A 24,720-nucleotide genomic window follows, 5' to 3' on the forward strand; every position below is an offset into this window, starting at 1 on the left:
GTTGACTCTGCGCCGGGCGGACAGATTTTATGCGTTAGCGTGATTCAAGCAAACGTTTATTCTGAAATTTATATCTTTTTGCAATTCTTAGTGTGACTCATATCACATTTATCTATTTGGCCGATCGCCAGGCCCATCGTTACAACTGTTTCAGCTAAGTAAAATTAGGTAAAAGGCTGGCCCAGGATGCAAAGGCTCTTTAGAATCAAAGCACTCGGTTTTTATTCTGCTCCGTTAAGGAATTTCCATGCTCAAATCAACTCTCGCGGCGGTGGCTGCCGTTTTCGCCATTTCAGCATTCTCCCCGGCCATGGCGGCAAAAGGGGATCCCCATGTGTTGCTGACCACGTCTGCGGGCAATATTGAGCTTGAGCTGAATAGCCAGAAAGCACCCATCTCGGTGGATAACTTCCTCAAGTACGTGAACAGCGGCTTTTATAACAACACCACTTTTCACCGGGTGATCCCGGGCTTTATGGTGCAGGGCGGCGGCTTTAACGAGCAGATGCAGCAGAAACAGCCTAATCCACCGATTAAAAACGAAGCCGACAACGGCCTGCGCAATACGCGTGGCACCATCGCCATGGCGCGTACCGCCGATCAGGACAGCGCCACCAGCCAGTTCTTTATCAATATTGCGGATAACGCCTTCCTCGATCATGGCCAGCGTGATTTTGGCTATGCGGTGTTTGGTAAAGTCGTTAAAGGTATGGACGTGGCGGATAAGATTTCTCAGGTGCCGACCCATAACGTTGGCCCGTATCAGAATGTACCGTCCAAACCTATCGTGATCCTTTCCGCAAAAGTTCTGCCGTAATCTTATTTTGCGCGGGTAACCCGTACCCGCGCAGCCCCCGCTTCCCTGCGAAATCGTTTTTTGCCGCTTATACTTGTGGCAACTGCGGACGCGTCAGGGAGGTGTTAAATGAAAAAGCTCACCGAAAAACAGAAGTCCCGTCTCTGGGAGGATCGACGTAACGTGAATTTTCAGGCCAGCCGACGGCTGGAGGGCGTCGATGTTCCGCTGATAACCCTTACCCCCGAAGAAGCCCTGGCGCGCATTGCGGCGTTAAGGAGTCACTATGAGCGATAAATTCGGCGAGGGGCGGGACCCCTATCTCTACCCCGGTCTTAAGGTGATGCGCAACCGCCTGGGGATTCGCCAGGCTCAGCGACTTGAGCAGGCGGCGTGGGAGCTGACCGCATTACGCGCGGCAACCATTGAACTCGGGCCGTTGGTGCGGGGGTTGCCTCATCTCTGCGCTATTCATCGCCAGCTCTATCAGGATGTCTTCGACTGGGCGGGGCAGCTGCGTGAAGTGGATATCTATCAGGGCGACACCCGTTTCTGCCATTTTGCCTATATCGAAAAAGAGGGAAACGCGCTGCTTCAGGATCTTGAAGAGGAAGGTTATCTGGTGGGTCTCGCGCAGGATAAATTCATTGAACGTCTTGCTCATTACTACTGCGAAATTAACGTCCTGCATCCTTTCCGTCTCGGTAACGGCATGGCGCAACGCATTTTCTTTGAGCAGCTGGCTATTCATGCGGGCTATACGCTGGATTGGCGCGATATTGCGGTCGATGCGTGGAACCAGGCCAACCAGAGCGGAGCGATGGGCGACCTTTCTCCACTGCGGACGATATTTCGCAAAGTGGTAAGCGAAGCGACGGAAACTGAGTAGAATAGCGCGGTTCTTTGTTCCCGGAGCCGCTATGATCCTGCTTATCGATAACTACGATTCTTTCACCTGGAATTTGTACCAGTATTTCTGCGAACTTGGGGCGGAAGTGTTGGTCAGGCGTAACGACGAGCTGACGTTAGCGGACATTATTTCCCTGGCGCCAGCGAAAATCGTTATCTCGCCGGGCCCCTGTACGCCGGATGAGTCGGGGATTTCACTGGCGGCGATCCGCCATTTTTCCGGCCAAACGCCGATCTTAGGCGTTTGCCTCGGCCATCAGGCCATCGCCCAGGTTTTCGGCGCCGCTATCGTACGCGCCGCCAAAGTCATGCACGGGAAAACGTCCCCCGTCAGCCATACCGGCCAAGGGGTGTTCCTTGGACTGAATAACCCGCTTACGGTGACCCGCTACCACTCCCTGCTCATTGATCCGCTAACGCTGCCTGAATGCTTTGAGGTGACCGCCCGCAGCGAAGAGGGGGAGATCATGGGCATTCGCCACCGCGTGTTCGATCTCGAGGGCGTGCAGTTTCATCCGGAGAGTATTCTCAGCGAGCAGGGCCACCAGCTGCTGGCAAACTTCCTCAATCGGTGATTTGTAGTTGCCATGGGTTGATTTTTTATGCATATTTTGTGATTAGATTATCATAATCATTGCTGCATAACGTAAAGGATGGGCACCACATGGCAACTGAACAACCGGCAATCACCCGCGCTACATTCGATGAGGTCATTTTGCCGATTTATGCACCGGCAGAATTTATTCCGGTGAAGGGTAAGGGAAGCCGGGTATGGGATCAGCAGGGTAAAGAGTACGTTGATTTCGCCGGTGGGATTGCCGTGACCGCGCTCGGTCATTGCCATCCGGCGCTGGTGGCGGCACTGCATGAGCAGGGTGAAAAGCTGTGGCATACCAGCAACGTTTTTACCAACGAACCGGCCCTGCGACTCGGGCGGAAGCTGGTGGATGCGACTTTTGCCGATCGCGTCGTGTTTATGAACTCCGGAACGGAAGCTAACGAAACGGCTTTCAAGCTGGCGCGCCATTACACCGTGACCCGCCATAGCCCGTACAAAACCAAAATCATCGCTTTCCATAATGCGTTTCACGGTCGCTCGCTTTTTACCGTCTCCGTCGGCGGTCAGCCGAAATATTCCGACGGGTTTGGGCCGAAACCGGCCGATATCGTTCACGTGCCGTTTAACGATTTACACGCTGTGAAAGCCGTGATGGACGATCATACCTGCGCGGTGGTGGTCGAGCCGATTCAGGGTGAAGGCGGAGTGACGGCGGCGACGCCGGAATTCCTGCAAGGATTGCGCGATCTCTGCGACCAGCACCAGGCACTGCTGGTGTTTGATGAAGTACAGTGCGGTATGGGGCGCACAGGCTCGCTGTTTGCCTATATGCACTACGGCGTGACGCCGGATATTCTGACCAGCGCCAAGGCGCTTGGCGGCGGCTTCCCTATCAGCGCGATGCTGACCACCCATGATATCGCCAGCGCTTTCCACGCGGGTTCTCACGGCTCAACCTACGGTGGTAACCCCCTGGCCTGCGCGGTCGGTGGAGCGGCCTTCGATCTGATTAATACGCCGGAAGTGCTGGACGGCGTCACCGCGAAGCGCGAGCTGTTTGTTGAGCACCTTCAGCGCATTGACGCGCGGTTCGATCTGTTCAGCGATATTCGCGGCATGGGTCTGCTTATCGGCGCCGAGCTGAAGCCGCAGTATCACGGGAAGGCGCGCGATTTCCTCTACGCCGCCGCAGAGGCGGGCGTCATGGTGCTCAATGCCGGACCGGACGTGATGCGCTTCGTACCGTCGCTGGTGATTGATGATAGCGATATTGCTGAAGGCATGGCGCGCTTTGCCCGGGCGGTTGAGCGGGTGCTTAGCGCTTAGTGGCGCGCAGCCAGATGCCATGATGCGGACGCTGACGCCATGCCACCGATGAAATGGTGTGCATGGTGTTCAGATGCCCGAGGATGCGCTGCAAATGCTGCTCCATCGTACTGAGCGGGCCGCGAGGAACCTCCGCATCCTGCGCCTCCATAATGTTCACATCCCCCGCGCTGCCCGGCCCGTCGGAATCCAGCCGCTGCTGGCAGCGCTGGAGCGCAATCTCGCAGGACTCCAGATAACGCTGCGCCAGATCCGGCGTCAGCATATTGTGCTCGCGCGCCAGAGTGGTCATCGCGTTAATATGCTCGACAATAAACTGGCTGTGGGTCACCCACAGCTTCATGTCTTCCAGATAGTGCGAGTTAAAGCCGGGTTCCTGCATCGCCTGATTCAGCGAGTTAAACAGCGCGTTATGCGCCTGATTAACGCGCATGCGCTGGTAGGCCAGCGCCGGGGCCTGATGATCGTCGCTGAGGATCAGCCTGAGCGCTTCCTGATCGGCTTCCAGCGCATCGTGGGCATTTTTGCGCAGCAGCCCGCTTTGCCACTGCGGCCATAGCCAGACCATTCCGCCGAAGGCGATCAGACAGCCAATCAGCGTATCAATCAGTCTGGCGATGATAAACTGCTCGCCGTTCAGGGTGAGCAGCTGCAGAGTGTACACCGCCGTCACCGTAAACCCGACCATCGCCCAGCCGTAGTGCTTGCGGATAATCAGATAGCTTAACAGCGTGATGAACAGCATCGCGGTCAGCGTATAGCCTTCAGGAACGTGAAAGTGCAGCGTGAGCCCGGCAATGACCAGTCCTGCAATGGTTCCGGCAGCCCGATGGACGATACGTACCCGGGTTGCGCCGTAGCCGTTTTGCGTCACGAACAGCACGGTCATCAGGATCCAGTAGGGCTTAGGCAGATGCAGCGCGCTGCCCATCAGGCTGGCGACGCTCAGCATCACGCTGATACGCGCCGCGTTTCGTAACGCCGGCGACTTAAGCGACAGATAGTTTTTCAACGCGGGCAGCAGCGGCAGGCGGCGGGTTTTATCCGCCATCAGGTTACGCGCGTATAGCGGGCGCTGGGTGCGCAGAACCCTGGCAATGCGGCTGAAGTGCCAGGCGCAGAACTGGCCAACCGGATTATCCGGATGCTGCCAGGCGATTTTTTCCAGCGCGCCGATCTGTTTATCCATCTGAAAGCGCTGAGGATAACGGTGGTAGAGGAGATCGTCCGCCAGCTCCCGCAGGCGGGCGGCAACGGTTTGCGCGTTCCAGCGAATCACCGCTTCCGCGTGGCTGCGCTCCACCAGTTTCTGCACCTCTTCCGGCTGATGAAGACTGACGGAAATATGTTCCTGAAGGTCCAGTCCAACCTGGAAAGCGCGCAGCAGGCGTTTGTGATCGCTGCGCTGGTTAGCCGCCAGCATATGCATCTGCTGATAGCACTGGGTAATCAGATCCACCACCTTCTGCTGGCGGTTGAGCAGCGGCGGCAGCGATGTGGCGGGGTCCGTATGCTGGGTAAGCAGACTGTATTTGGCCTCGCAGTAGTTGGCTAGCTCCCGGTAGAGCAGGCTTAATGATTCGCGCAGCGGCTGTTCGCGCCACAGCCAAAACCAGAACCAGTTAAACACGCCATACCATAAGGTGCCCATGGCGTAGATTAACAGCGGCTCCCAGATCGGCATATTGCCAGCGAGACTGAGGGTAAAAATAGCCGCGATAAGCGAGGCGGGCAGCAGCCGAGCGTGCAGGGAGCTGATTTCGGCGGTGACGCCGAGGATGAGCGCCAGACCCGTGAGGATCAGCGGCAAAGGGATGTCTCGCTGCAGAAGGAGCTGAACGATCAGGCTACAGCCGGCAAACAGGCTGCCGCCGATAATCAGGCGTTTAAAGAAGCGTTTATGCGGCGTATCCAGCCCGGCAACGTTGCAGCAGGCGGGAACAAGAGAAAACAGCAGCCCCTGCTGGAGATGACCGAGCAGAAGCCCAATCGCAACCGGCAGACACAACACCAGCGTTTGCCGCAGTGCATAGTTGACTTCCGGGTGGTAAATCAGCCTGCGCCACATGAGGGGAAAACAAAAACGGCGTATTGTCAGGCAATACGCCGTTTTACCGACTTAACGGGTACCGTAGACGACGATAGTTTTACCGTGCGCGGAGATCAGGTTTTGATCTTCCAGCATTTTCAGGATGCGGCCAACGGTCTCGCGGGAGCATCCGACGATCTGACCAATTTCCTGGCGGGTAATTTTAATTTGCATACCGTCCGGGTGGGTCATCGCATCCGGCTGTTTAGCCAGGTTCAGCAGCGTCTGAGCGATACGACCGGTAACGTCAAGGAAGGCGAGGTTGCCGACTTTCTCAGACGTGACCTGCAGACGACGAGCCATCTGCGAAGAGAGACGCATCAGGATGTCCGGGTTAACCTGGATCAGCTGACGGAACTTTTTGTAGGAGATTTCGGCCACTTCACATGCGGTTTTCGCACGTACCCAAGCGCTACGCTCCTGGCCTTCTTCAAACAAGCCTAATTCACCGATGAAATCGCCCTGATTAAGGTAAGAGAGGATCATCTCTTTACCTTCTTCATCCTTGATGAGTACAGCCACGGAGCCTTTAACGATGTAGTACAACGTTTCTGCTTTCTCACCCTGGTGGATCAGCGTGCTCTTTGATGGGTACTTATGAATGTGGCAATGAGACAAGAACCATTCAAGGGTAGGGTCTGTTTGCGGTTTGCCAAGCACCATGCGCGGTTATCCTCTGTTATAAGCTATCTCCGGGTGCCGACACTACACGGCATCCGGGCATGCAATCGTATTGAATCCCTATACCTGGGAATCCGGCTGAAAGTTTTCTGCAGCCTGTAATGTGAACTCCTCTGCATACATGCAGTACATCAATGTATTACTGTAGCATCCAGATTGTTTTAGCATAGCTTTCGCCGCATGTCTCCTGGTGTCTCGCTTCAGCATGACCCAGGTCGCCTTCCGTTGCGAGAATTGTTATGTACGCGTAATCTGTCAGGAAAATTACAGCCCTGGAGTTAAATTTATGCAAGCGCGAGTGAAGTGGGTTGAAGGGTTAACCTTCATCGGTGAGTCGGCTTCTGGCCACCAGATTCTGATGGACGGCAATTCCGGGGATAAAGCGCCCAGCCCAATGGAAATGGTACTGATGGCGGCAGGCGGATGCAGCGCGATTGATGTGGTTTCCATATTGCAGAAGGGCCGCCAGAACGTCACCAACTGCGAAGTTAAGCTGACCTCGGAGCGCCGCGAAGAGGCGCCGCGTCTGTTTACCCATATCAATCTGCATTTTATCGTGACCGGTAAAGAACTGAAGGACGCTGCCGTGTCTCGCGCGGTCGACCTGTCGGCGGAAAAGTATTGTTCCGTCGCGCTGATGCTTGAGAAAGCGGTAAACATTACCCACTCTTATGAAGTGATCGAAGGGTAAGCCGAACGCGCCCCGGCCGGCAATCGCGCCACCGGGGTTCTGGCTACTCGCTGATTTTCCTGCCTTCCATCAGCCGCTCAACCAGCGGCGCCATAATCAGTTCCATCGCCAGCCCCATTTTCCCGCCCGGTACCACCAGGGTATTCATATGCGAAATAAACGAGCCCTGCAGCATCGCCAGTAGCCAGGGGAAATCGATATTTTTTAGATTACGGAAATGGATAACGACAAAGCTTTCATCCAGTGAAGGAATGGCTTTGGCCGCAAACGGGTTGGACGTATCCACCGTCGGTACGCGCTGAAAGTTGAGGTGGGTGCGTGAAAACTGCGGGGTGATAAAGTTGATGTAATCTTCCATCGAGCGGACCACGGAATCCATGACCGCCTCACGAGAGTGTCCGCGCTCGCTGGTGTCGCGGATAAGCTTCTGGATCCACTCAAGATTGACGATGGGCACCACGCCGACCAGCAGGTCGACATGGTTTGCTACGTTATGCTGTGGCGTCACAACGCCGCCGTGCAGGCCTTCATAAAACAGGACGTCAGTCGGTTCCGGCAGCGGCTGCCAGGGCGTGAAGGTCCCCGGAACCTGATTCCACGGCACGGCCTCGTCATAGGTATGTAAATATTTGCGCGACTGGCCTTTGCCGCTTTGCCCATATTCGGCGAACGTGTGTTCCAGCAGGCCGAAGTCGTTAGCCTCGGGGCCAAAGTAGCTGATATGTTTGCCCTGATCGCGCGCTTTACGGATCGCCATGTCCATTTCCGGACGGGTATAGCGGTGAAAACTATCGCCTTCAACTTCGGCGGCGTGCAGATTAAGCTGGGCGAAAATTTTGCGAAAGGCGAGGCTGGTGGTCGTGGTTCCCGCGCCGCTGGAGCCCGTGACGGCAATCACCGGATGTTTGGCAGACATAACAACTCCCAGAGTAAACGATAGTGTGTGCCGCCTTAGCCGTGAAACTGCTTGCGGGGCATGATGTTCACCGTTTCGTGCAGTTCTGACCACACCAGCACGGCTTCTCCGCTTTTCAACTGCTGTTTAACATCCGCGACTTTATCCGTCAGCGAACGTTCATGTTCACCATAATCGGTGCCTTCACGTAATACAAAACTTTCGATCAGGTTATCCAGCGTTTCGGGATCGAGATCTTGCCAGGGAATGATCATATTTGCGCTCCTAGCCAACGGGTTAGCCAATCCGGGATGCGTTTTTCAAGCCACATTTCAGGCTTACGCAGCGTGCCGCCGACGAAGCCAACGTGCCCGCCGTGCTCCGTGAGCTGATATTCGACATTCGCCGGCAGCTGCTCCTGCGGGGGAATCGAGTGGTGATCCATAAAGGGATCGTCCTTCGCGTGAATAATCAGCGTGGGCTTAGTGATATCGCTCAGGCGCGGCATGGCGCTACACTGGCGATAGTAGTCCAGCGCATCGGCAAAACCGTGGATCCTGGCCGTAATGCAATCGTCAAACTCGCGGATACGGCGCATGCTTTTTAGCTGGCGTAAATCGACGGGCAGAGAGCCGGGATAGGCTTTTAGCTTACGCGCGGCGTTGGCTTTCAGCAGGTTGAGCAGGTAGCGCTGATAAACGCGGGAGAAACCTTTGTCCATATGATAGCTACAGGCTTCCAGCATAAACGGCGCCGAGACGATAACCGCGGCATCAACGGGAATAGCGTCGCCTTCTTTTGCCAGCAGGCAGCCCAGCATATTGCCCCCGAGCGAATATCCCACCGCGGCGGTGGGGACCGTGCCGTACTCGCGCTGGAGCCAGCGCAGAAACCAGGAGCCGTCTTCCGTTTCGCCCGAGTGGTAGATGCGGTTATTCCGGTTGGGTTCGCCGCTACAGCCGCGAAAGTGCATCACCACGCCCAGCCAGCCGCGCTGCATTGCCGCATGGATAAGTCCGTGTGCGTAAGGGCTGTGTAGGCTCCCCTCCAGGCCATGAAATACCACCAGACGAGGTTTATGGCGCGCCTGAGAAGGGTCTTCACTCCATGCCAGATCGACAAAATCGCCGTCCGGCAATTCCAGACGCTGCCAGTGGGGAGTAAAGCGGAGTTTGCGACGGATTAGCCGCGGCAACATGGTTTGCAAATGACGATTGCCTACGCCGCGCATCGGATGAAACTGCTGCGAGTCGTCTTCAGGGGGCGTCATTTCTGTAGGAGTGATATCAACCATAGCACCAGAGCAATAAATAATCTTTATAACATACTATACCGCGCATGAAGTGCGCAGGTTAGCCCATATGTGGCCTTGCGGCTAATCGGTCAGCAGGTTACGTGAAAAGAGATGAAAATCGACGCCGGGTTTACGCCGCCATAGCCGCGCTTTCCGCGCGCCGGTTGCCGCTGTTTCACCGGTCTCTTCAAACATTCCGGAGGCTTCGAAGCGGCGAATCAGGCTTTTGCGTTGAATCGGCTGACCAAGGATGATTTCCGTGGCTTCCAGCAGCTGACCATGGGTAAAGGTCTCCGGCAGACAGTAAACCGGCAGTAAAGAGTACATCGTTTTTTGGCGTAAGCGATGCAGACCGGCGTCGATAATCTTTTGATGATCGAAAGCCAGCGAATAGCTATCCAGCTGCGCCACCGGCACCCAGCGGGCATCGCTGACGCTGGCGATATGCGGCTGACACTCTACCCACGAGATTAACGCAAACCAGGCGATAGTCAGGCTCCAGCCGCGCGGATCGCGATCCGGCCCGGAGAAGGTGTCGAGCTGCTCCAGCCATGACGGTGAAATCCCGGTTTTTTCCGTGAGCTTACGTAGCGCCGTGGCGCGGGTTGAATCATCGTGCGCCAGATCGATAAAGCCGCCGGGTAGTCCCCACGCCCCCTGCTGCGGTGGATTAGCGCGCTCAACCAGCAGAACGCACAGCGCCCCTTCATGCAGGGTAAACAGGACGCTATCGACGGTCACCAGCGGCGAGGGAAAGCGGCTGGCATCGTATTGGCTGAGGTATTCGGCATCGTTGGTCATAGAGCGCTCGCAGCGGAAAAGAACGCTGACAAGTGTACCAGCCCCTTCCTGAGCAGCAAGCCTACATTTTTATTATTGTTTTTCAACTGCTTAATTCACATCTCCGCTTAAATGACATTTAACGTTTGCACAATGTGTGTCTTAGGGACATTATTGATTGTGTCTTAGGGACATAATTTAATGAGCGGAGGTCATCATGAGCGAAAAATTTACCCTGGAACTGGATGATGAGGCGTTTACGCTTGCCAGCGGCGTCTTTCCCGATGGCGCTGTGTGGCTGAAGGTGACCAATCCACTACCGCCTTCCGCCCGTCTGATGCGCATCCGGGCGGTTGCTCTGCGCGACATGAACGATTTTATGCTGCTGGCGCAGCTGGTGGAGGCCGTGCGTCATGTTACCGACGTGACGTTTAGCCATCTGGAACTGCCGTGGCTGCCGTGGGCGCGTCAGGATCGTCATATGGTGCCGGGAGACAGCTTCGCGCTGAAGGTCTTTGCCCGGCAGCTTAATACCCTTGGCTTTGACAAAGTCGTGGTGCTTGACCCGCACAGCGATGCCGCAGCGGCGGCAGTCAATAATATGGTCACGGTGGCTCAACAGCACTGTCTTCTGCAGAGCGCCGGTCTGCGTCAGGCTATTGCTGCCGGGGAGCTGATGCTGGTGGCGCCGGATGCCGGTGCGCTAAAGAAGATTCATCCTGTGGCTAAAGCCTGCGGTGCCGGAGAGTTCGCGATCCTCGGTAAAGAGCGTGACCTTGCCAGCGGCGCGTTAACCGGTTTTTCCCTGCTGACCGGTGATGTCGCGGGTAAAGCGGTGCTTATTGTTGACGACCTCTGTGACGCTGGCGGCACCTTTATCGGCTCGGCGCAGGTGCTGCGCGAGGCGGGCGCCCGCAGCGTGAGTCTGTACGTCACCCACGGTATTTTTTCCAAAGGCGTAGAGCATCTGTTGAATAACGGCATCGATGCCGTTTACGCCACCACCTCTTTGACTTCTCCTGCCCTGGCTCATCCGCAGCTGGAGCTTATCGATATTGACGCCATCTACCGCGCACATTGGGGATAACATGATGAAAATAAATCCGATTCTGGCCATTGATGGTTATAAAGTTTCCCATCGCGTGCAGTATCCGCAGGGGACAACGAAGGTTTACTCTAACTTTACCCCGCGCAGCGATCGTTTTTTCCAGTCGCCGCAGGCCGATGGCAAGCTGGTGTTTTTCGGCCTGCAGGGCTTTCTGCAGTGGTTCCTGGTCGATCTGTTTAACGAGGCGTTTTTCGCCCGCCCGGAAGAGGAGGTCGTGAACGAGTATAAGCAGGTGATGGACGGCTATCTGGGGCGCGATACGGTTGGGGTGGAGCCTATTCGCGCTCTGCATCGGCTTGGCTATTTACCGCTGCATATCAAAGCGCTGGATGAAGGCACCAAGGTGCCGATGAAAGTACCGGTGCTGACCATCACCAATACGCAACCTGAGTTCTTCTGGCTGGTGAACTATCTGGAGACGGTGCTTTCGGCGGAGCTGTGGAAAGCGTCAACCAACGCGACCATCGCCCACCACTATCGCCTGATTTGCGAACGCTGGGCGGAGAAAACCTGTAGCGATCTGACGCACCTTGATTTCCAATGTCACGACTTTTCGTTTCGGGGGATGTCCGGACTGCACGACACTGCGCAGTCGGGCTGCGGACATCTGGCCAGCTTCAAAGGGACCGATAGCCTGCCTTCGCTGCTGTATGCCCGTGATTATTACACTCGCGGTGAAGATGAGCTCATCGGCGCCAGCATTCCGGCTACGGAACACAGCGTGATGTGTATGGGCGAGCGCGAGCGGGAAATTGAAACCTTTCGCCGGCTGATTACCGAAGTCCACCCGCAGGGTTTCGTCTCTATCGTCTCGGATACCTGGGACTACTGGCAGGTGCTGACCGAATACACCCGCGAGCTGCAGGCAATAATTATGCAGCGTCAGGGGCGCGTGGTATTCCGTCCGGACAGCGGCGATCCGGTGGCGATTCTGTGCGGAACCGCAGCTGACGACGACACCCGCAGCGAGCGCAGCGCCGAGGAGAAAGGCTCCGTGGAGGTTCTGTGGGAAATTTTTGGCGGCACTATCAACGAAAAAGGATACAAGGTGCTGGATCCGCATGTCGGCCTGATTTACGGCGATTCCATTACTCTCGCAAGAGCGGATGAGATCCTGCGTCGCCTGGAAGCGAAAGGCTTTGCCAGCGCTAACGTGGTGTTCGGCGTGGGTTCATTTACCTACCAGTACAACACCCGCGATACCTTCGGCTTCGCGATGAAGGCAACCTGGGGGGAGGTGAACGGCGAGGGAAGAGCCCTCTTTAAGGAGCCGAAAACCGATAATGGTCTTAAACGTTCGGCGCGTGGTCTGCTGCGCGTGGAACGCGACGCCTTGGGGGAACTGCAGCTGTACGATGGGCAAACGCTGGAACAGGAGCAGCAGGGTGAGTTAAAAACGCGCTTTCTGGATGGCAAGCTGTACGGCTATGTCTCGCTGTCGCAGATCCGCGCCCGGCTGGCGGCGCAGCGCTAAGCCACGGTGCGGAGGATGAAAAAAGGCGGGTTAGCCCGCCTTCTCGTATGGCATATTGCCGCTAGCCTTCCTGCAGCATCTGCTCCAGCTGCTCCTGGGCATCCAGCCAGGCCATTTCACACTCTTCCAGCCCGGACTTCGCGCTGGCCTGCTGCTGTAGACACGCAGTGAGCTCGGCTTTGCGGCTTTGATCGTACAATTCGCTGTCGCCCAGCTTCTCTTCCGCCTGCGCCAGCTGCGCGTTGAACTTCTCCATCTCTTTTTCCAGTCGGGCGATCTCTTTGCGCAGCGGCTGGGTCAGCGTACGCAGTTCGGCTTCCCGGCGTTTCTGATCTTTACGCGCCTGGGCGCTGTTGCCGTTTTCCTTTGGCTCTTCCGATGTCTGGCTTTCCTGCTTTTGCGAGTCGCTCAGCCACTGCTGATAGTCTTCAAGATCGCCATCGAAAGGTTCGACTTTGCTGTCGTGCACCAGATAAAGGTCATCGGTGGTGGAGCGAATCAGATGACGGTCGTGCGAAACCACCACCAGCGCGCCTTCAAAATCAATGAGCGCTTCGGTTAGCGCCTGGCGCATATCGAGATCGAGGTGGTTGGTGGGTTCATCAAGCAGCAGCAGGTTAGGCCGCTGCCAGACGATTAACGCCAGCACCAGGCGCGCTTTCTCGCCGCCGGAGAAACGCTTTGTCTCTTCGTTGACTTTATCGCTCTGGAAGCCGAAACCGCCCAGATAGTCGCGCAGCTTCTGCTCCAGCTCCTGCGGCGCAATACGGGCAAGATGCTGCAGCGGGGATTCGTCGGCGCGCAGGAACTCCAGCTGATGCTGGGCAAAGTAGCCAAGCTTGATGCCTTTCGCCAGACCAATTTCACCCTGCAGCGGCTGTAGCTCGCCGGCCAGCAGTTTAATCAGCGTCGATTTACCGGCCCCGTTACGCCCCAGCAGACCGATGCGCGAACCGGGAACCAGATTCAGCTTGATTGAGTCGAGAATCACGCGCTCGCCATAACCGGCGCTGACCTTTTCCATTTTCAATAGGGGATTGGGCAGGCTTTCCGGCGCGCGGAAGCTAAAGTGAAACGGGTTATCAACGTGGGCAGGGGCGATGAGCTCCATACGCTCGAGCATTTTGATACGGCTTTGCGCCTGTTTAGCTTTGGTGGCTTTAGCGCGAAAACGGTCGATGTAGCTCTGCAAATGCGCGACGCGCAGCTGCTGGCTCTCATACATCGACTGTTGCTGCGCAAGACGGGTCGCGCGCTGCACTTCAAATGAGCTGTAGTTGCCGGTGTACTCGAACATCGTTTGCTGTTCGATATGGATAATTTTGTCGACGATCGGATCGAGAAAATCGCGATCATGGGAGATCAGTATCAGGGTCCCCGGGTAGCCTTTGAGCCACTTCTCCAGCCAGATGACCGCGTCGAGATCGAGGTGGTTCGTCGGTTCATCAAGCAGCAGCAGATCGGAACGGCAAATCAGCGCCTGCGCGAGGTTGAGACGCATACGCCAGCCGCCGGAAAAGTCGCTCACCGGTCTTTCAAGCTGTTCGTTGCTGAAACCGAGCCCGTGGAGCAGGCTGGCCGCACGCGAGCGGATGGTCCAGGCGTCGATGGCGTCCAGCTTACCGTGGACCGTCGCGATGGCATGGCCGTCATTACGTTCGTTGGCTTCGTGCAGGTCCGCCTCCAGCTTGCGGAATTCGCGATCGCCATCAATAACATAGTCAATAGCCGGCTGCGCAAGCGCAGGCGTTTCCTGATTAACCCAGGCCAGCTGCCAGCTGCCGGGGAAGGTCATTGAGCCGCCGTCGGCGCTAATCTCGTTTTTCAAAAGCGAAAGCAGCGTGGATTTACCGCAGCCGTTTTTACCCACCAGGCCGACTTTTTGCCCTGGGTTGATGGTGGCGGTAGCGTTGTCCAGCAGGACGCGTACGCCGCGACGAATTTGTAAGGAGGAGAAAACAATCATAAGGCGCCGTATGTTCTGACTATGTTAATTTGTCATTATGATAATGTAGTGTCGAGCGAATCGCTCAACCGGGCCGCAATGGTAGCCCAAAATGAAGATGATACACAAAGTCATTCTGGTTGCGTCGGGACGCAGCCGCTGCACAGGCCGCCAGAAGACGTTCGGGAGGGGAAAGATGTCTCAGACAGCGAAAGTTTTGCTGCTGTATGCCCACCCAGAATCTCAGGATTCCGTGGCCAACCGGGTTTTGCTTGAACCGGCCTTACAGTTGTCGAATGTTACCGTGCACGATCTCTACGCGCACTATCCGGATTTTTTTATCGATATCGCCTGCGAGCAGGATCTCCTGCGCCAGCATGAGGTGATTGTTTTCCAGCATCCGCTCTATACCTGGAGCTGCCCGGCGCTGATGAAAGAGTGGCTGGACAGGGTGCTCAGCCGCGGCTTTGCCAGCGGGGCGGGAGGGAATCAGCTGGCGGGAAAGTACTGGCGTAGCGTCATTACTACCGGCGAGCCGGAGAGCGCCTACCGGCGCGATGCCCACCGTTATCCGATGAATGATATTCTCCGCCCTTTCGAACTGACCGCCGGTATGTGCCGCATGCACTGGATGAGCCCGATTATCGTCTACTGGGCGCGTCGGCAATCACCCGACGATCTGAAAAGCCGCGCTCGCGCCTACCGCGATTGGCTGGCTAACCCTGTAACGGCGGGAGGTCCAAATGGCGGGAGCTGATTTACTGCTGGCCGGGGTGTTATTTCTGTTTGCCGCCGTAGTGGCGGTGCCGCTGGCGGCGAGGCTGGGTATTGGTGCCGTGCTGGGGTATCTGTTGGCCGGTATCGCCATCGGCCCCTGGGGATTAGGCTTCATCAGCGATGTGGATGAAATTCTTCACTTCTCAGAATTAGGCGTCGTCTTTCTGATGTTTATCATCGGACTGGAGTTGAATCCGTCCAAGCTGTGGCGGCTGAGAAGCTCCATTTTCGGCGTCGGGGCCGCTCAGGTCGCCTTCAGCGCGCTGATACTTGGCGGTTTGCTCATGCTTAGCGACTTCTCATGGCGCGCTGCGGTGGTTGGCGGAATTGGGCTGGCGATGTCTTCCACCGCGATGGCGCTGCAGCTGATGCGGGAGAAAGGCATGAGCCGCAGCGAGTCCGGGCAGCTGGGCTTCTCCGTACTGCTGTTTCAGGATCTGGCTGTGATCCCGGCCCTGGCACTGGTTCCCCTGCTCGCAGGGTCAGGTGACGACCATTTTAACTGGCTCACCATCGGGATGAAGGTGCTGGCCTTCGGCGGAATGCTGGTTGGAGGTCGTTATCTGCTGAGGCCGGTATTTCGGTTTATCGCCGGCTCCGGCGTGCGGGAGGTCTTTACCGCGGCGACGCTACTGCTGGTTCTTGGATCGGCGTTGTTTATGGATGCGCTCGGTTTGTCGATGGCGCTGGGGACCTTTATCGCCGGCGTCCTGCTGGCAGAGAGCGAGTATCGCCACGAGCTGGAAATCGCCATTGAGCCGTTTAAAGGGCTTCTCCTCGGGCTGTTCTTTATTTCCGTTGGCATGGCGCTGAACCTTGGGGTGCTTTATACCCATTTACTGTGGGTTGTGGCCAGCGTCGCGATACTGGTGACGGTAAAAGGTCTCGTCCTGTATCTTCTGGCACGGGTTTATGGCCTGCGCAGCTCTGAACGGGTGCAGTTTGCCGGCGTGCTGAGCCAGGGGGGAGAGTTTGCCTTTGTGCTGTTCTCACTCCCCGCTTCGCTTCGTCTGTTTCAAAACGATCAGATGGCCCTGCTGCTGGTGACGGTGACATTATCGATGATGACCACGCCGCTGCTGATGAAGCTCATCGATAAAGTCCTTTCGCGGCGATTGAACCAACCTGAAGAGGAGGGCGAGGCTCCGTGGGTTGAAGATGACAAACCGCAGGTGATCATCGTTGGTTTTGGGCGTTTCGGCCAGGTGATTGGCCGTCTGCTGATGGCGAACAAAATGCGTATTACGGTACTGGAGCGCGATATCAGCGCGGTCAATCTGATGCGTAAATATGGCTATAAAGTTTATTTTGGCGATGCGACGCAGCTGGAGCTCCTGCGCTCGGCGGGAGCCGAAGACGCGCAGTCGATCGTTATCACCTGCAACGAGCCGGAAGATACCATGAAGCTGGTGGAGATGTGTCAACAACACTTTCCACATCTCCATATTCTGGCGCGAGCGCGGGGACGCGTTGAGGCCCATGAGCTGCTGCAGGCGGGAGTGGCGCAGTTTTCCCGCGAAACCTTCTCCAGCGCGCTGGAGCTAGGACGAAAAGCGCTTATCTCGCTCGGCATGCATCCCCATCAGGCGCAGCGCGCCCAGCTGCATTTTCGGCGCCTCGATATGCGGATGCTGCGTGAGTTAATGCCGGTGCATAGTGATACCCTGCAGATATCCCGCGTGCGGGAAGCCAGACGCGAGCTGGAGGAGATTTTTCAGCGCGAGATGCAAAAAGAGAGCAGGCAGTTAGACGGCTGGGATGAATTTGAATAAAGGTAAATGATATGGCTGTGCGTAAACGTTTTATCGCCGGTGCGAAATGCCCGGCGTGCCAGGCCCAGGATTCGCTGGCGATGTGGCGTGAGAATAATGTCGATATTGTTGAGTGCGTTAAGTGCGGTCATCAGATGCGTGAGGCGGATAAAGAGGTCCGCGAGCATGTTCGCAAAGAAGAGCAAGTGATAGGCATTTTTCATCCGGACTAGCGTTATCTATCGGCTTTTTTTAAGCTAGAGGGTACACGGGTGCAGAATTCCGCTACAATCTGCGCCACTATTCTTCCCATGCTCAGGAGATATCATGAAAGTAGCAAAAGACCTGGTGGTCAGCCTGGCCTATCAGGTACGTACAGAAGACGGTGTGTTGGTTGATGAGTCTCCGGTAAGCGCGCCGCTTGACTACCTGCATGGTCACGGTTCCCTGATTTCCGGCCTGGAAAACGCGCTGGACGGCCACGACGTTGGCGACAAATTTGACGTCGAAGTCGGCGCTAACGATGCATACGGTCAGTACGACGAAAACCTGGTTCAGCGCGTTCCTAAAGACGTATTTATGGGCGTTGATGAACTGCAGGTTGGCATGCGCTTCCTGGCGGAAACCGATCAGGGTCCGGTACCGGTAGAAATCACCGAAGTGGGTGACGAACACGTTGTTGTTGACGGTAACCACATGCTGGCTGGTCAGAATCTGAAGTTCAACGTTGAAGTTGTCGCGATTCGCGAAGCAACGGCGGAAGAGCTGGAGCATGGTCATGTACACGGTGCTCACGGGCACGATCATGGCCACGACCACGATCATGATGGTTGCTGCGGTGGCCACGGCCATGACCATGACCACGAACATGGCAAAGGCGGCTGCGGCGGCAACGGCGGCTGCGGCTGCCACTAATTCCGCTGCGCTCGCGTCGCGGAATAGAAAAAAGCGGGGAAACCCGCTTTTTTTACGTCTTAATAGTGCGGCGGGGGCGTTTCTTCCGCCTGTGAAGCCATATGCGACGGCTGAGTGGCTTTCAGTTTTTCGACCATCAGGCGCATATGTTCGCGCATCCTCGCCATTTCTATCTCGTGGGCGGTGACGGTCTTGTTGAGGTCTTCAATAGTGATTTCCTGAAACGCCAGTCTGCTCTCCAGCTCCGCAAGGCGAGTCTCTAAAGTGCTATCGTGCATGAGTAACCTCTTCTGTCTTATCCTGCGGGCGGATTCTACTGAAGTTTCAGCATCCGCGCAGCATCGTTACGTCTGACAGGAAACTAATTCATACAAAAATAGTCTTAAATGAGGCGATATTCAGGTACGTCTGTATGTTGATTTGTTCTGCAACGTTCTATAGTACGTTTTTTGTTTTTTACGATAACCCTGGGGTGAGATGCCCCGGCCCTGGAGAAATGGATGAAATCACTGTTTAAAGTAACGCTGCTGGCGACCACTATGGCCATCGCCCTGAATGCACCGCTGAGCTTCGCTGCTGAGACTACAGCGAAAGCGGCACCCGCAACGGACAGCAAATCGGCATTTAAAAATGACGATCAGAAATCTGCTTATGCGCTGGGTGCATCGCTGGGACGTTACATGGAAAACTCCCTGAAAGAACAAGAAAAACTGGGCATCAAATTAGATAAAGATCAGCTGATCGCCGGCGTTCAGGACGCTTTTGCTGATAAGAGCAAACTGTCCGATCAGGAGATCGAACAGACTCTGCAGGCGTTTGAAACCCGTGTAAAAACTGCTGCTCAGCAGAAAATGGAAAAAGACGCCTCTGAGAATGAAGCAAAAGGCAAAGCTTACCGTGACGCCTTTGCCAAAGAGAAAGGCGTGAAAACGTCTAAATCTGGCCTGCTCTACAAAGTCGAGAAAGCGGGGACCGGCGAAACGCCGAAAGACAGCGATACCGTTGTCGTCAACTACAAAGGTACGCTGATCGACGGTAAAGAGTTTGATAACTCTTATACCCGCGGCGAGCCGCTTTCCTTCCGCCTGGACGGGGTGATCCCGGGCTGGACCGAAGGCCTGAAGAACATCAAGAAAGGCGGTAAAATCCAGCTGGTCATTCCACCGGATCTGGCTTACGGCAAAACTGGCGTACCGGGTATCCCGGCAAACTCTACTCTGGTATTTGATGTAGAGCTGCTGGATATTAAACCGGCGCCGAAAGCAGACGCCAAGCCTGAAGCCGCTGCTGAAGCGCCAGCCGCTGACGCTAAGAAGTAATCGGTTTTAAGCCGCCGCCTCCAGGGGCGGCGGTTTTTTTATTGCGGGCAGATATAATTAAAACTGGAAAGAACCTCAGGCGCTGTATTACTTTAGATAGATTAATAATGATGATGAGCCTGCCCTGACGATAACGACAGGCTCCTGAAAAGGAGTGCTTTTTTTCATGTCCAGGTCGCTTTTAACCAACGAGACCAGTGAGCTTGATTTGCTGGATCAACGTCCTTTTGACCAGACCGACTTCGATATCCTTAAATCCTATGAAGCGGTAGTGGACGGGTTAGCGATGCTCATCGGTTCCCACTGTGAAATCGTATTGCACTCATTGCAGGACTTAAAATGTTCCGCTATTCGTATCGCCAACGGTGAACACACCGGCCGTCAAATCGGCTCGCCAATTACCGACCTTGCGCTGCGCATGCTGCACGATATGACTGGAGCCGATAGCAGCGTTTCCAAATGCTATTTTACTCGCGCCAAAAGCGGTGTGCTGATGAAATCGGTCACTATCGCTATCCGCAACCGTGACCATCGGGTCATTGGCCTGCTGTGCATCAACATGAACCTTGATGTCCCTTTCTCACAAATCATGAGCACCTTTATTCCGCCGGAAACGACGGAGGTGAATTCCCAGGTCAACTTTGCTTCATCGGTTGACGATCTGGTGGCCCAGACGCTTGAGTTCACGATTGAAGAGGTGAACGCTGACCGTAACGTTTCTAACAACGCTAAAAATCGGCAGATCGTCCTGAACCTCTATGAGAAGGGGATCTTTGATATCAAAGATGCCATCAACCAGGTGGCCGATCGGCTGAACATCTCTAAGCACACGGTATATCTCTACATTCGTCAGTTCAAAAGTGGAGATTTCCAGGGGCTGGATAAGTAATGCGCTTTGCCATTACGGTAACGGGGCCCGCCTATGGTACCCAGCAGGCCAGCAGCGCACTACAGTTTGCCCGCGCCGTTTTGCAGGAAGGCCACGAGTTGCTCAGCATCTTTTTCTATCGTGAAGGCGTCCATAACGCGAATCAGCTCACAGCGCCCGCCAGCGACGAATTTGATCTGGTTCGGGCCTGGCAGACGCTGCATGACGAACACGCCGTTTCCTTGCATATCTGTGTAGCCGCAGCGTTACGGCGTGGAATCACTGATGAACAGGAGGCCCGGCAGCTGAATTTGCCTGGGTATAATTTGCAGCCGGGCTTTACCTTGAGCGGATTGGGCGCGCTGGCGGAAGCCGCGTTAACCTGCGATCGCATGGTGCAGTTCTGATGAAGCGCGTAGCCTTTGTTTTTTCGTCTGCGCCTCATGGTTCTGCGTCGGGCAGGGAAGGGCTGGACGCCCTGCTGGCAACCTCAGCGCTGACGGAAGAGATCGGCGTTTTCTTCGTGGGTGATGGCGTCTTTCAGCTTCTTCCCGGGCAGCGCCCCGCAGCGGTGCTGGCGCGCGACTATATCTCCACCTTTAAGCTCTTATCGCTATACGATATCGAACAGTGCTGGATTTGCGCTGCTTCAGCACGGGAACGCGGTCTGAATTCTGCCACGCCGTGGGTTGTTGATGGCGAATGGCTGGAGCCAGAGGCTTTGCGCGCCCGGCTTGACGATTTTAACGTGATACTGCGGTTCTGAGGCTCGAATGCTCCACACGCTAAGCACATCCCCCTGGCACGCCGATATGGCGGCTATGCTCCGTTTGCTAAAAGAGGGCGACGATCTTCTGCTGCTGTCGGATGGCGTTATCGCCGCTCTCGCGGAAGGCCGTTTCCTTGAAATCCTGCAATCTGCCCCCATATCCCTCTACGCTCTGCAAGAAGATATCGAAGCCCGCGGGCTGGCTGGTCAAATTGCGGACAGTGTCGTCAGGGTTAGCTATACTGATTTCGTCAGACTTTCAGTCAAACATGCAGGTCAGTTGTCCTGGTAATGGCGGGATCGTTGTATATTTCTTGACACCTTTTCGGCACCGCCCTAAAATTCTGCGTCCTCATATTATATGAGGCGATTTATTACGTGTTTACGAAGCAAAAGCTAAAACCAGGAGCTATTTAATGGCAACAATTAACCAGCTGGTACGCAAACCACGCGCGCGCAAAGTTGCAAAGAGCAACGTGCCGGCGCTGGAAGCCTGCCCGCAGAAACGTGGCGTATGTACTCGTGTATATACCACCACTCCTAAGAAACCGAACTCCGCACTGCGTAAAGTTTGCCGTGTGCGTCTGACTAACGGTTTCGAAGTCACCTCCTACATCGGTGGTGAAGGTCACAACCTGCAGGAGCACTCCGTGATCCTGATCCGTGGCGGTCGTGTTAAAGACCTTCCGGGTGTTCGTTACCACACCGTTCGTGGTGCGCTTGACTGCTCCGGCGTTAAAGACCGTAAGCAAGCTCGCTCCAAGTATGGCGTGAAGCGTCCTAAGGCTTAATGGTTCTCCGTTAAGTAAGGCCAAACGTTTTATATTAATGTCAAACTAAACTCTTAGAGTTTTGGACAATCCTGAATTAACAACGGAGTATTTCCATGCCACGTCGTCGCGTCATTGGTCAGCGTAAAATCCTGCCGGATCCTAAGTTCGGATCAGAACTGCTGGCTAAATTTGTAAATATCCTGATGGTAGATGGTAAAAAATCTACTGCAGAAGCAATCGTATACAGCGCGCTGGAGACCCTGGCTCAGCGCTCTGGTAAAAATGAACTGGAAGCTTTCGAAGTCGCTCTCGACAACGTGCGCCCGACTGTAGAAGTTAAGTCTCGCCGCGTTGGTGGTTCTACTTATCAGGTTCCAGTTGAAGTCCGTCCGGTTCGTCGTAATGCTCTGGCAATGCGTTGGATCGTTGAAGCTGCTCGTAAACGTGGTGATAAATCCATGGCTCTGCGTCTGGCGAACGAACTTTCTGATGCTGCAGACAACAAAGGTACTGCAGTTAAGAAACGTGAAGACGTTCACCGTATGGCAGAAGCCAACAAGGCGTTCGCACACTACCGTTGGTAATCCCTTCGGAGTATTAGTCACCAGGCGGGCGCTTCAGATAAGTCGCCCGTTTTGGATAACTTAACTGAACGCCTAAAGAAATAAACGAGGAATCAAATGGCTCGTACAACACCCATCGCACGCTACCGTAACATCGGTATCAGTGCGCACATCGACGCCGGTAAAACTACTACTACCGAACGTATTCTGTTCTACACCGGTGTAAACCACAAAATCGGTGAAGTTCATGACGGCGCTGCCACCATGGACTGGATGGAACAGGAGCAGGAGCGTGGTATTACTATCACCTCCGCAGCGACTACTGCATTCTGGTCAGGTATGGCTAAGCAGTATGAACCGCATCGCGTAAACATCATCGACACCCCGGGGCACGTTGACTTCACCATCGAAGTAGAACGTTCCATGCGTGTGCTTGATGGTGCAGTAATGGTTTACTGCGCAGTTGGTGGTGTTCAGCCTCAGTCTGAAACCGTATGGCGTCAGGCAAACAAATACAAAGTTCCGCGCATTGCGTTCGTTAACAAAATGGACCGTATGGGTGCGAACTTCCTGAAAGTTGTTGGTCAGATCAAAACCCGTCTGGGCGCGAACCCTGTTCCGCTGCAGCTGGCGATTGGCGCTGAAGAAGCGTTCACCGGTGTTGTTGACCTGGTGAAAATGAAAGCCATCAACTGGAACGAAGAAGACGCAGGTGTAACCTTCACTTACGAAGATATCCCGGCAGACATGCAGGAACTGGCCGAAGAATGGCACCAGAACCTGATCGAGTCCGCTGCTGAAGCTTCTGAAGAGCTGATGGAGAAATACCTGGGTGGTGAAGAACTGACTGAAGAAGAGATTAAAACTGCTCTCCGTCAGCGCGTTCTGAACAACGAAATCATCCTGGTAACCTGTGGTTCTGCGTTCAAGAACAAAGGTGTTCAGGCGATGCTGGATGCGGTAGTTGACTACCTGCCATCCCCGGTTGACGTACCTGCGATCAACGGTATCCTGGACGATGGTAAAGATACTCCGGCTGAGCGTCACGCTAGCGATGATGAGCCGTTTGCTGCTCTGGCATTCAAAATCGCTACCGACCCGTTCGTGGGTAACCTGACCTTCTTCCGCGTGTACTCTGGCGTGGTTAACTCTGGTGATACCATCCTGAACTCCGTGAAAGCTGCACGTGAGCGTTTCGGTCGTATCGTACAGATGCACGCTAACAAACGTGAAGAGATCAAAGAAGTTCGCGCGGGCGATATCGCTGCTGCTATCGGTCTGAAAGACGTAACTACGGGTGACACTCTGTGCGATCCTAATGCGCCGATCATTCTGGAGCGTATGGAATTCCCTGAGCCGGTAATCTCTATCGCCGTTGAACCGAAAACCAAAGCTGACCAGGAAAAAATGGGTCTGGCTCTGGGCCGTCTGGCTAAAGAAGACCCGTCTTTCCGCGTATGGACTGATGAAGAATCTAACCAGACCATCATCGCCGGTATGGGTGAGCTGCACCTCGACATCATCGTTGACCGTATGAAGCGTGAATTCAACGTTGAAGCGAACGTCGGTAAACCTCAGGTTGCTTACCGCGAAGCGATTCGCGCGAAAGTTACCGATATCGAAGGTAAACACGCTAAACAGTCTGGTGGTCGCGGTCAGTACGGTCACGTCGTTATCGACATGTACCCACTGGAGCCGGGCTCTAACCCGAAAGGTTATGAGTTCATCAACGACATCAAAGGTGGTGTAATTCCTGGCGAATACATCCCGGCCGTTGATAAAGGCATCCAGGAGCAGCTGAAAGCAGGTCCTCTGGCTGGTTATCCGGTAGTTGATCTGGGCGTGCGTCTGCACTTCGGTTCTTACCACGACGTTGACTCCTCTGAACTGGCGTTTAAACTGGCCGCTTCTATTGCCTTTAAAGATGGCTTTAAGAAAGCGAAACCAGTTCTGCTTGAGCCGATCATGAAGGTTGAAGTAGAAACTCCGGAAGAGAACACTGGTGACGTTATCGGTGACCTTAGCCGTCGTCGCGGTATGCTGCGCGGTCAGGAATCCAACGTGACTGGCGTTGTGATCCACGCTGAAGTTCCGCTGTCTGAAATGTTCGGATATGCAACTCAGCTGCGTTCTCTGACCAAAGGTCGTGCTTCTTACTCCATGGAGTTCCTGAAGTATGATGATGCGCCGAACAACGTTGCTCAGGCCGTAATCGAAGCCCGTGGTAAATAAGCCGCAGGGTTAAAACCAAAGTCCCGTGCTCTCTCCAGAAGGGGAGAGCACTATAGTAAGGAATATAGCCGTGTCTAAAGAAAAATTTGAACGTACAAAACCGCACGTCAACGTCGGTACTATCGGCCACGTTGACCATGGTAAAACTACTCTGACCGCTGCAATCACTACCGTTCTGGCTAAAACCTACGGTGGTTCTGCTCGCG

The 24,720-nt window shown here is 55.0% G+C and carries 29 protein-coding genes; 21 read left to right on the forward strand and 8 right to left on the reverse strand.

Features of this window, described 5'->3' with window-relative positions:
* Positions 1–247 precede the first annotated feature (247 nt).
* From ppiA to ABLU96_RS04615, 5 genes are all read left to right on the forward strand, one after another.
* Positions 248–817: a peptidylprolyl isomerase A gene (gene ppiA, locus ABLU96_RS04595; protein ID WP_004854889.1), complete on the forward strand. Its 570-nt coding sequence runs from the start codon at positions 248–250 to the stop codon at positions 815–817.
* A gap of 108 nt (positions 818–925) precedes the next feature.
* Positions 926–1,093 carry a YhfG family protein gene (locus ABLU96_RS04600; protein ID WP_004854887.1) on the forward strand — a complete coding sequence of 56 codons (168 nt, stop codon included), beginning with the start codon at positions 926–928 and terminating at the stop codon, positions 1,091–1,093.
* The gene (locus tag ABLU96_RS04605; protein ID WP_009654847.1) at positions 1,083–1,685 is read left to right on the forward strand and encodes a putative adenosine monophosphate-protein transferase Fic; all 603 of its coding nucleotides are present in this window, start codon (positions 1,083–1,085) and stop codon (positions 1,683–1,685) included. Before ABLU96_RS04600 ends, ABLU96_RS04605 begins: the two co-directional genes overlap by 11 nt.
* A gap of 31 nt (positions 1,686–1,716) precedes the next feature.
* On the forward strand, positions 1,717–2,280 hold the full coding sequence (gene pabA / locus ABLU96_RS04610) for an aminodeoxychorismate synthase component 2 (protein ID WP_014227049.1): 564 nt from the start codon (positions 1,717–1,719) through the stop codon (positions 2,278–2,280).
* A gap of 89 nt (positions 2,281–2,369) precedes the next feature.
* Positions 2,370–3,590, forward strand: coding sequence for an aspartate aminotransferase family protein (locus ABLU96_RS04615; protein WP_064406495.1), 1,221 nt, complete (start codon positions 2,370–2,372; stop codon positions 3,588–3,590).
* Here the strand turns inward: ABLU96_RS04615 and ABLU96_RS04620 are convergent.
* Together ABLU96_RS04620 and crp are read right to left on the reverse strand one after the other, a co-directional pair.
* A complete protein-coding gene (locus ABLU96_RS04620) occupies positions 3,580–5,658 on the reverse strand; it encodes a YccS/YhfK family putative transporter (RefSeq protein ID WP_064357747.1) in 2,079 nt (692 codons plus the stop codon). The genes ABLU96_RS04615 and ABLU96_RS04620 overlap by 11 nt on opposite strands.
* A 51-nt stretch (positions 5,659–5,709) precedes the next feature.
* Entirely contained in the window at positions 5,710–6,342 is a 633-nt protein-coding gene (gene crp, locus ABLU96_RS04625; RefSeq protein WP_000242758.1) for a cAMP-activated global transcriptional regulator CRP, read from the reverse strand.
* Positions 6,343–6,646: 304 nt separating this feature from the next.
* Between crp and ABLU96_RS04630 the strand changes: the two genes are divergently transcribed.
* The gene (locus ABLU96_RS04630) at positions 6,647–7,051 is read left to right on the forward strand and encodes an OsmC family protein (RefSeq protein ID WP_004854875.1); all 405 of its coding nucleotides are present in this window, start codon (positions 6,647–6,649) and stop codon (positions 7,049–7,051) included.
* 43 nt (positions 7,052–7,094) lie between these two features.
* On the opposite strand, the gene ABLU96_RS04635 is transcribed toward ABLU96_RS04630, so the two are convergent.
* From ABLU96_RS04635 to ABLU96_RS04650, 4 genes are all read right to left on the reverse strand, one after another.
* A complete protein-coding gene (locus ABLU96_RS04635) occupies positions 7,095–7,967 on the reverse strand; it encodes a phosphoribulokinase (protein ID WP_004854874.1) in 873 nt (290 codons plus the stop codon).
* 35 nt (positions 7,968–8,002) lie between these two features.
* Positions 8,003–8,221, reverse strand: coding sequence for a YheU family protein (locus ABLU96_RS04640; protein WP_004125965.1), 219 nt, complete (start codon positions 8,219–8,221; stop codon positions 8,003–8,005).
* Positions 8,218–9,177: a hydrolase gene (locus ABLU96_RS04645; RefSeq protein ID WP_231719137.1), complete on the reverse strand. Its 960-nt coding sequence runs from the start codon at positions 9,175–9,177 to the stop codon at positions 8,218–8,220. Before ABLU96_RS04645 ends, ABLU96_RS04640 begins: the two co-directional genes overlap by 4 nt.
* A 144-nt stretch (positions 9,178–9,321) precedes the next feature.
* Complete coding sequence (locus ABLU96_RS04650) at positions 9,322–10,041, reverse strand: NUDIX domain-containing protein (protein WP_014227046.1); 720 nt, start codon at positions 10,039–10,041, stop codon at positions 9,322–9,324.
* Positions 10,042–10,237: 196 nt separating this feature from the next.
* On the opposite strand from ABLU96_RS04650, the gene prs reads away from it, so the two are divergent.
* Both prs and ABLU96_RS04660 read left to right on the forward strand, forming a co-directional pair.
* On the forward strand, positions 10,238–11,107 hold the full coding sequence (gene prs / locus ABLU96_RS04655) for a ribose-phosphate diphosphokinase (protein ID WP_064406497.1): 870 nt from the start codon (positions 10,238–10,240) through the stop codon (positions 11,105–11,107).
* Positions 11,108–11,111: 4 nt separating this feature from the next.
* The gene (locus tag ABLU96_RS04660; protein WP_049084405.1) at positions 11,112–12,602 is read left to right on the forward strand and encodes a nicotinate phosphoribosyltransferase; all 1,491 of its coding nucleotides are present in this window, start codon (positions 11,112–11,114) and stop codon (positions 12,600–12,602) included.
* Positions 12,603–12,663: 61 nt separating this feature from the next.
* Here ABLU96_RS04660 and ABLU96_RS04665 read toward each other — a convergent pair whose 3' ends face one another.
* Complete coding sequence (locus ABLU96_RS04665; protein WP_004854860.1) at positions 12,664–14,568, reverse strand: ABC transporter ATP-binding protein; 1,905 nt, start codon at positions 14,566–14,568, stop codon at positions 12,664–12,666.
* A 175-nt stretch (positions 14,569–14,743) separates the two neighbouring features.
* On the opposite strand from ABLU96_RS04665, the gene kefG reads away from it, so the two are divergent.
* The 4 genes from kefG to slyD all read left to right on the forward strand — a co-directional run bounded on the left by kefG (position 14,744) and on the right by slyD (position 17,990).
* A complete protein-coding gene (kefG, locus tag ABLU96_RS04670; RefSeq protein WP_004854856.1) occupies positions 14,744–15,304 on the forward strand; it encodes a glutathione-regulated potassium-efflux system ancillary protein KefG in 561 nt (186 codons plus the stop codon).
* Positions 15,291–17,096 (forward strand): glutathione-regulated potassium-efflux system protein KefB, encoded by a 1,806-nt coding sequence (gene kefB, locus ABLU96_RS04675; RefSeq protein ID WP_014227043.1) that lies wholly within the window; start codon positions 15,291–15,293, stop codon positions 17,094–17,096. The genes kefG and kefB overlap by 14 nt, the downstream gene beginning before the upstream one ends.
* Positions 17,097–17,107: 11 nt before the next feature.
* Entirely contained in the window at positions 17,108–17,308 is a 201-nt protein-coding gene (locus ABLU96_RS04680; protein WP_004106389.1) for a YheV family putative zinc ribbon protein, read from the forward strand.
* 94 nt (positions 17,309–17,402) lie between these two features.
* Positions 17,403–17,990, forward strand: a complete 588-nt coding sequence (gene slyD / locus ABLU96_RS04685) for a peptidylprolyl isomerase (RefSeq protein ID WP_014227042.1) — start codon at positions 17,403–17,405, stop codon at positions 17,988–17,990.
* Between the two features lie 59 nt (positions 17,991–18,049).
* Here the strand turns inward: slyD and ABLU96_RS04690 are convergent, their stop codons facing one another.
* Positions 18,050–18,268, reverse strand: a complete 219-nt coding sequence (locus ABLU96_RS04690; RefSeq protein ID WP_004106384.1) for a protein SlyX — start codon at positions 18,266–18,268, stop codon at positions 18,050–18,052.
* A 222-nt stretch (positions 18,269–18,490) separates the two neighbouring features.
* Between ABLU96_RS04690 and fkpA the strand changes: the two genes are divergently transcribed.
* The 9 genes from fkpA to ABLU96_RS04735 form a co-directional block, all read left to right on the forward strand.
* Positions 18,491–19,309: an FKBP-type peptidyl-prolyl cis-trans isomerase gene (fkpA, locus tag ABLU96_RS04695; RefSeq protein WP_025107830.1), complete on the forward strand. Its 819-nt coding sequence runs from the start codon at positions 18,491–18,493 to the stop codon at positions 19,307–19,309.
* Positions 19,310–19,475: 166 nt separating this feature from the next.
* On the forward strand, positions 19,476–20,198 hold the full coding sequence (locus ABLU96_RS04700) for a transcriptional regulator (protein WP_004106380.1): 723 nt from the start codon (positions 19,476–19,478) through the stop codon (positions 20,196–20,198).
* A complete protein-coding gene (gene tusD / locus ABLU96_RS04705; protein ID WP_049084403.1) occupies positions 20,198–20,584 on the forward strand; it encodes a sulfurtransferase complex subunit TusD in 387 nt (128 codons plus the stop codon). Before ABLU96_RS04700 ends, tusD begins: the two co-directional genes overlap by 1 nt.
* Positions 20,584–20,943: a sulfurtransferase complex subunit TusC gene (gene tusC, locus ABLU96_RS04710; protein WP_004854839.1), complete on the forward strand. Its 360-nt coding sequence runs from the start codon at positions 20,584–20,586 to the stop codon at positions 20,941–20,943. Before tusD ends, tusC begins: the two co-directional genes overlap by 1 nt.
* Before the next feature lie 7 nt (positions 20,944–20,950).
* Positions 20,951–21,238 (forward strand): sulfurtransferase complex subunit TusB, encoded by a 288-nt coding sequence (gene tusB / locus ABLU96_RS04715; RefSeq protein ID WP_025107828.1) that lies wholly within the window; start codon positions 20,951–20,953, stop codon positions 21,236–21,238.
* A 124-nt stretch (positions 21,239–21,362) separates the two neighbouring features.
* The gene (gene rpsL, locus ABLU96_RS04720) at positions 21,363–21,737 is read left to right on the forward strand and encodes a 30S ribosomal protein S12 (RefSeq protein WP_002920115.1); all 375 of its coding nucleotides are present in this window, start codon (positions 21,363–21,365) and stop codon (positions 21,735–21,737) included.
* Positions 21,738–21,832: 95 nt separating this feature from the next.
* Positions 21,833–22,303: a 30S ribosomal protein S7 gene (gene rpsG, locus ABLU96_RS04725; protein WP_004106370.1), complete on the forward strand. Its 471-nt coding sequence runs from the start codon at positions 21,833–21,835 to the stop codon at positions 22,301–22,303.
* A gap of 96 nt (positions 22,304–22,399) precedes the next feature.
* Positions 22,400–24,514, forward strand: a complete 2,115-nt coding sequence (gene fusA / locus ABLU96_RS04730) for an elongation factor G (RefSeq protein ID WP_004115957.1) — start codon at positions 22,400–22,402, stop codon at positions 24,512–24,514.
* Positions 24,515–24,584: 70 nt separating this feature from the next.
* Positions 24,585–24,720 (forward strand): GTP-binding protein (locus ABLU96_RS04735; RefSeq protein ID WP_009484166.1); only part of this gene is annotated, 136 nt, incomplete at its 3' end.

This window comes from Klebsiella sp. CN_Kp106, from assembly GCF_040064575.1.
Lineage (GTDB): Bacteria > Pseudomonadota > Gammaproteobacteria > Enterobacterales > Enterobacteriaceae > Klebsiella > Klebsiella michiganensis.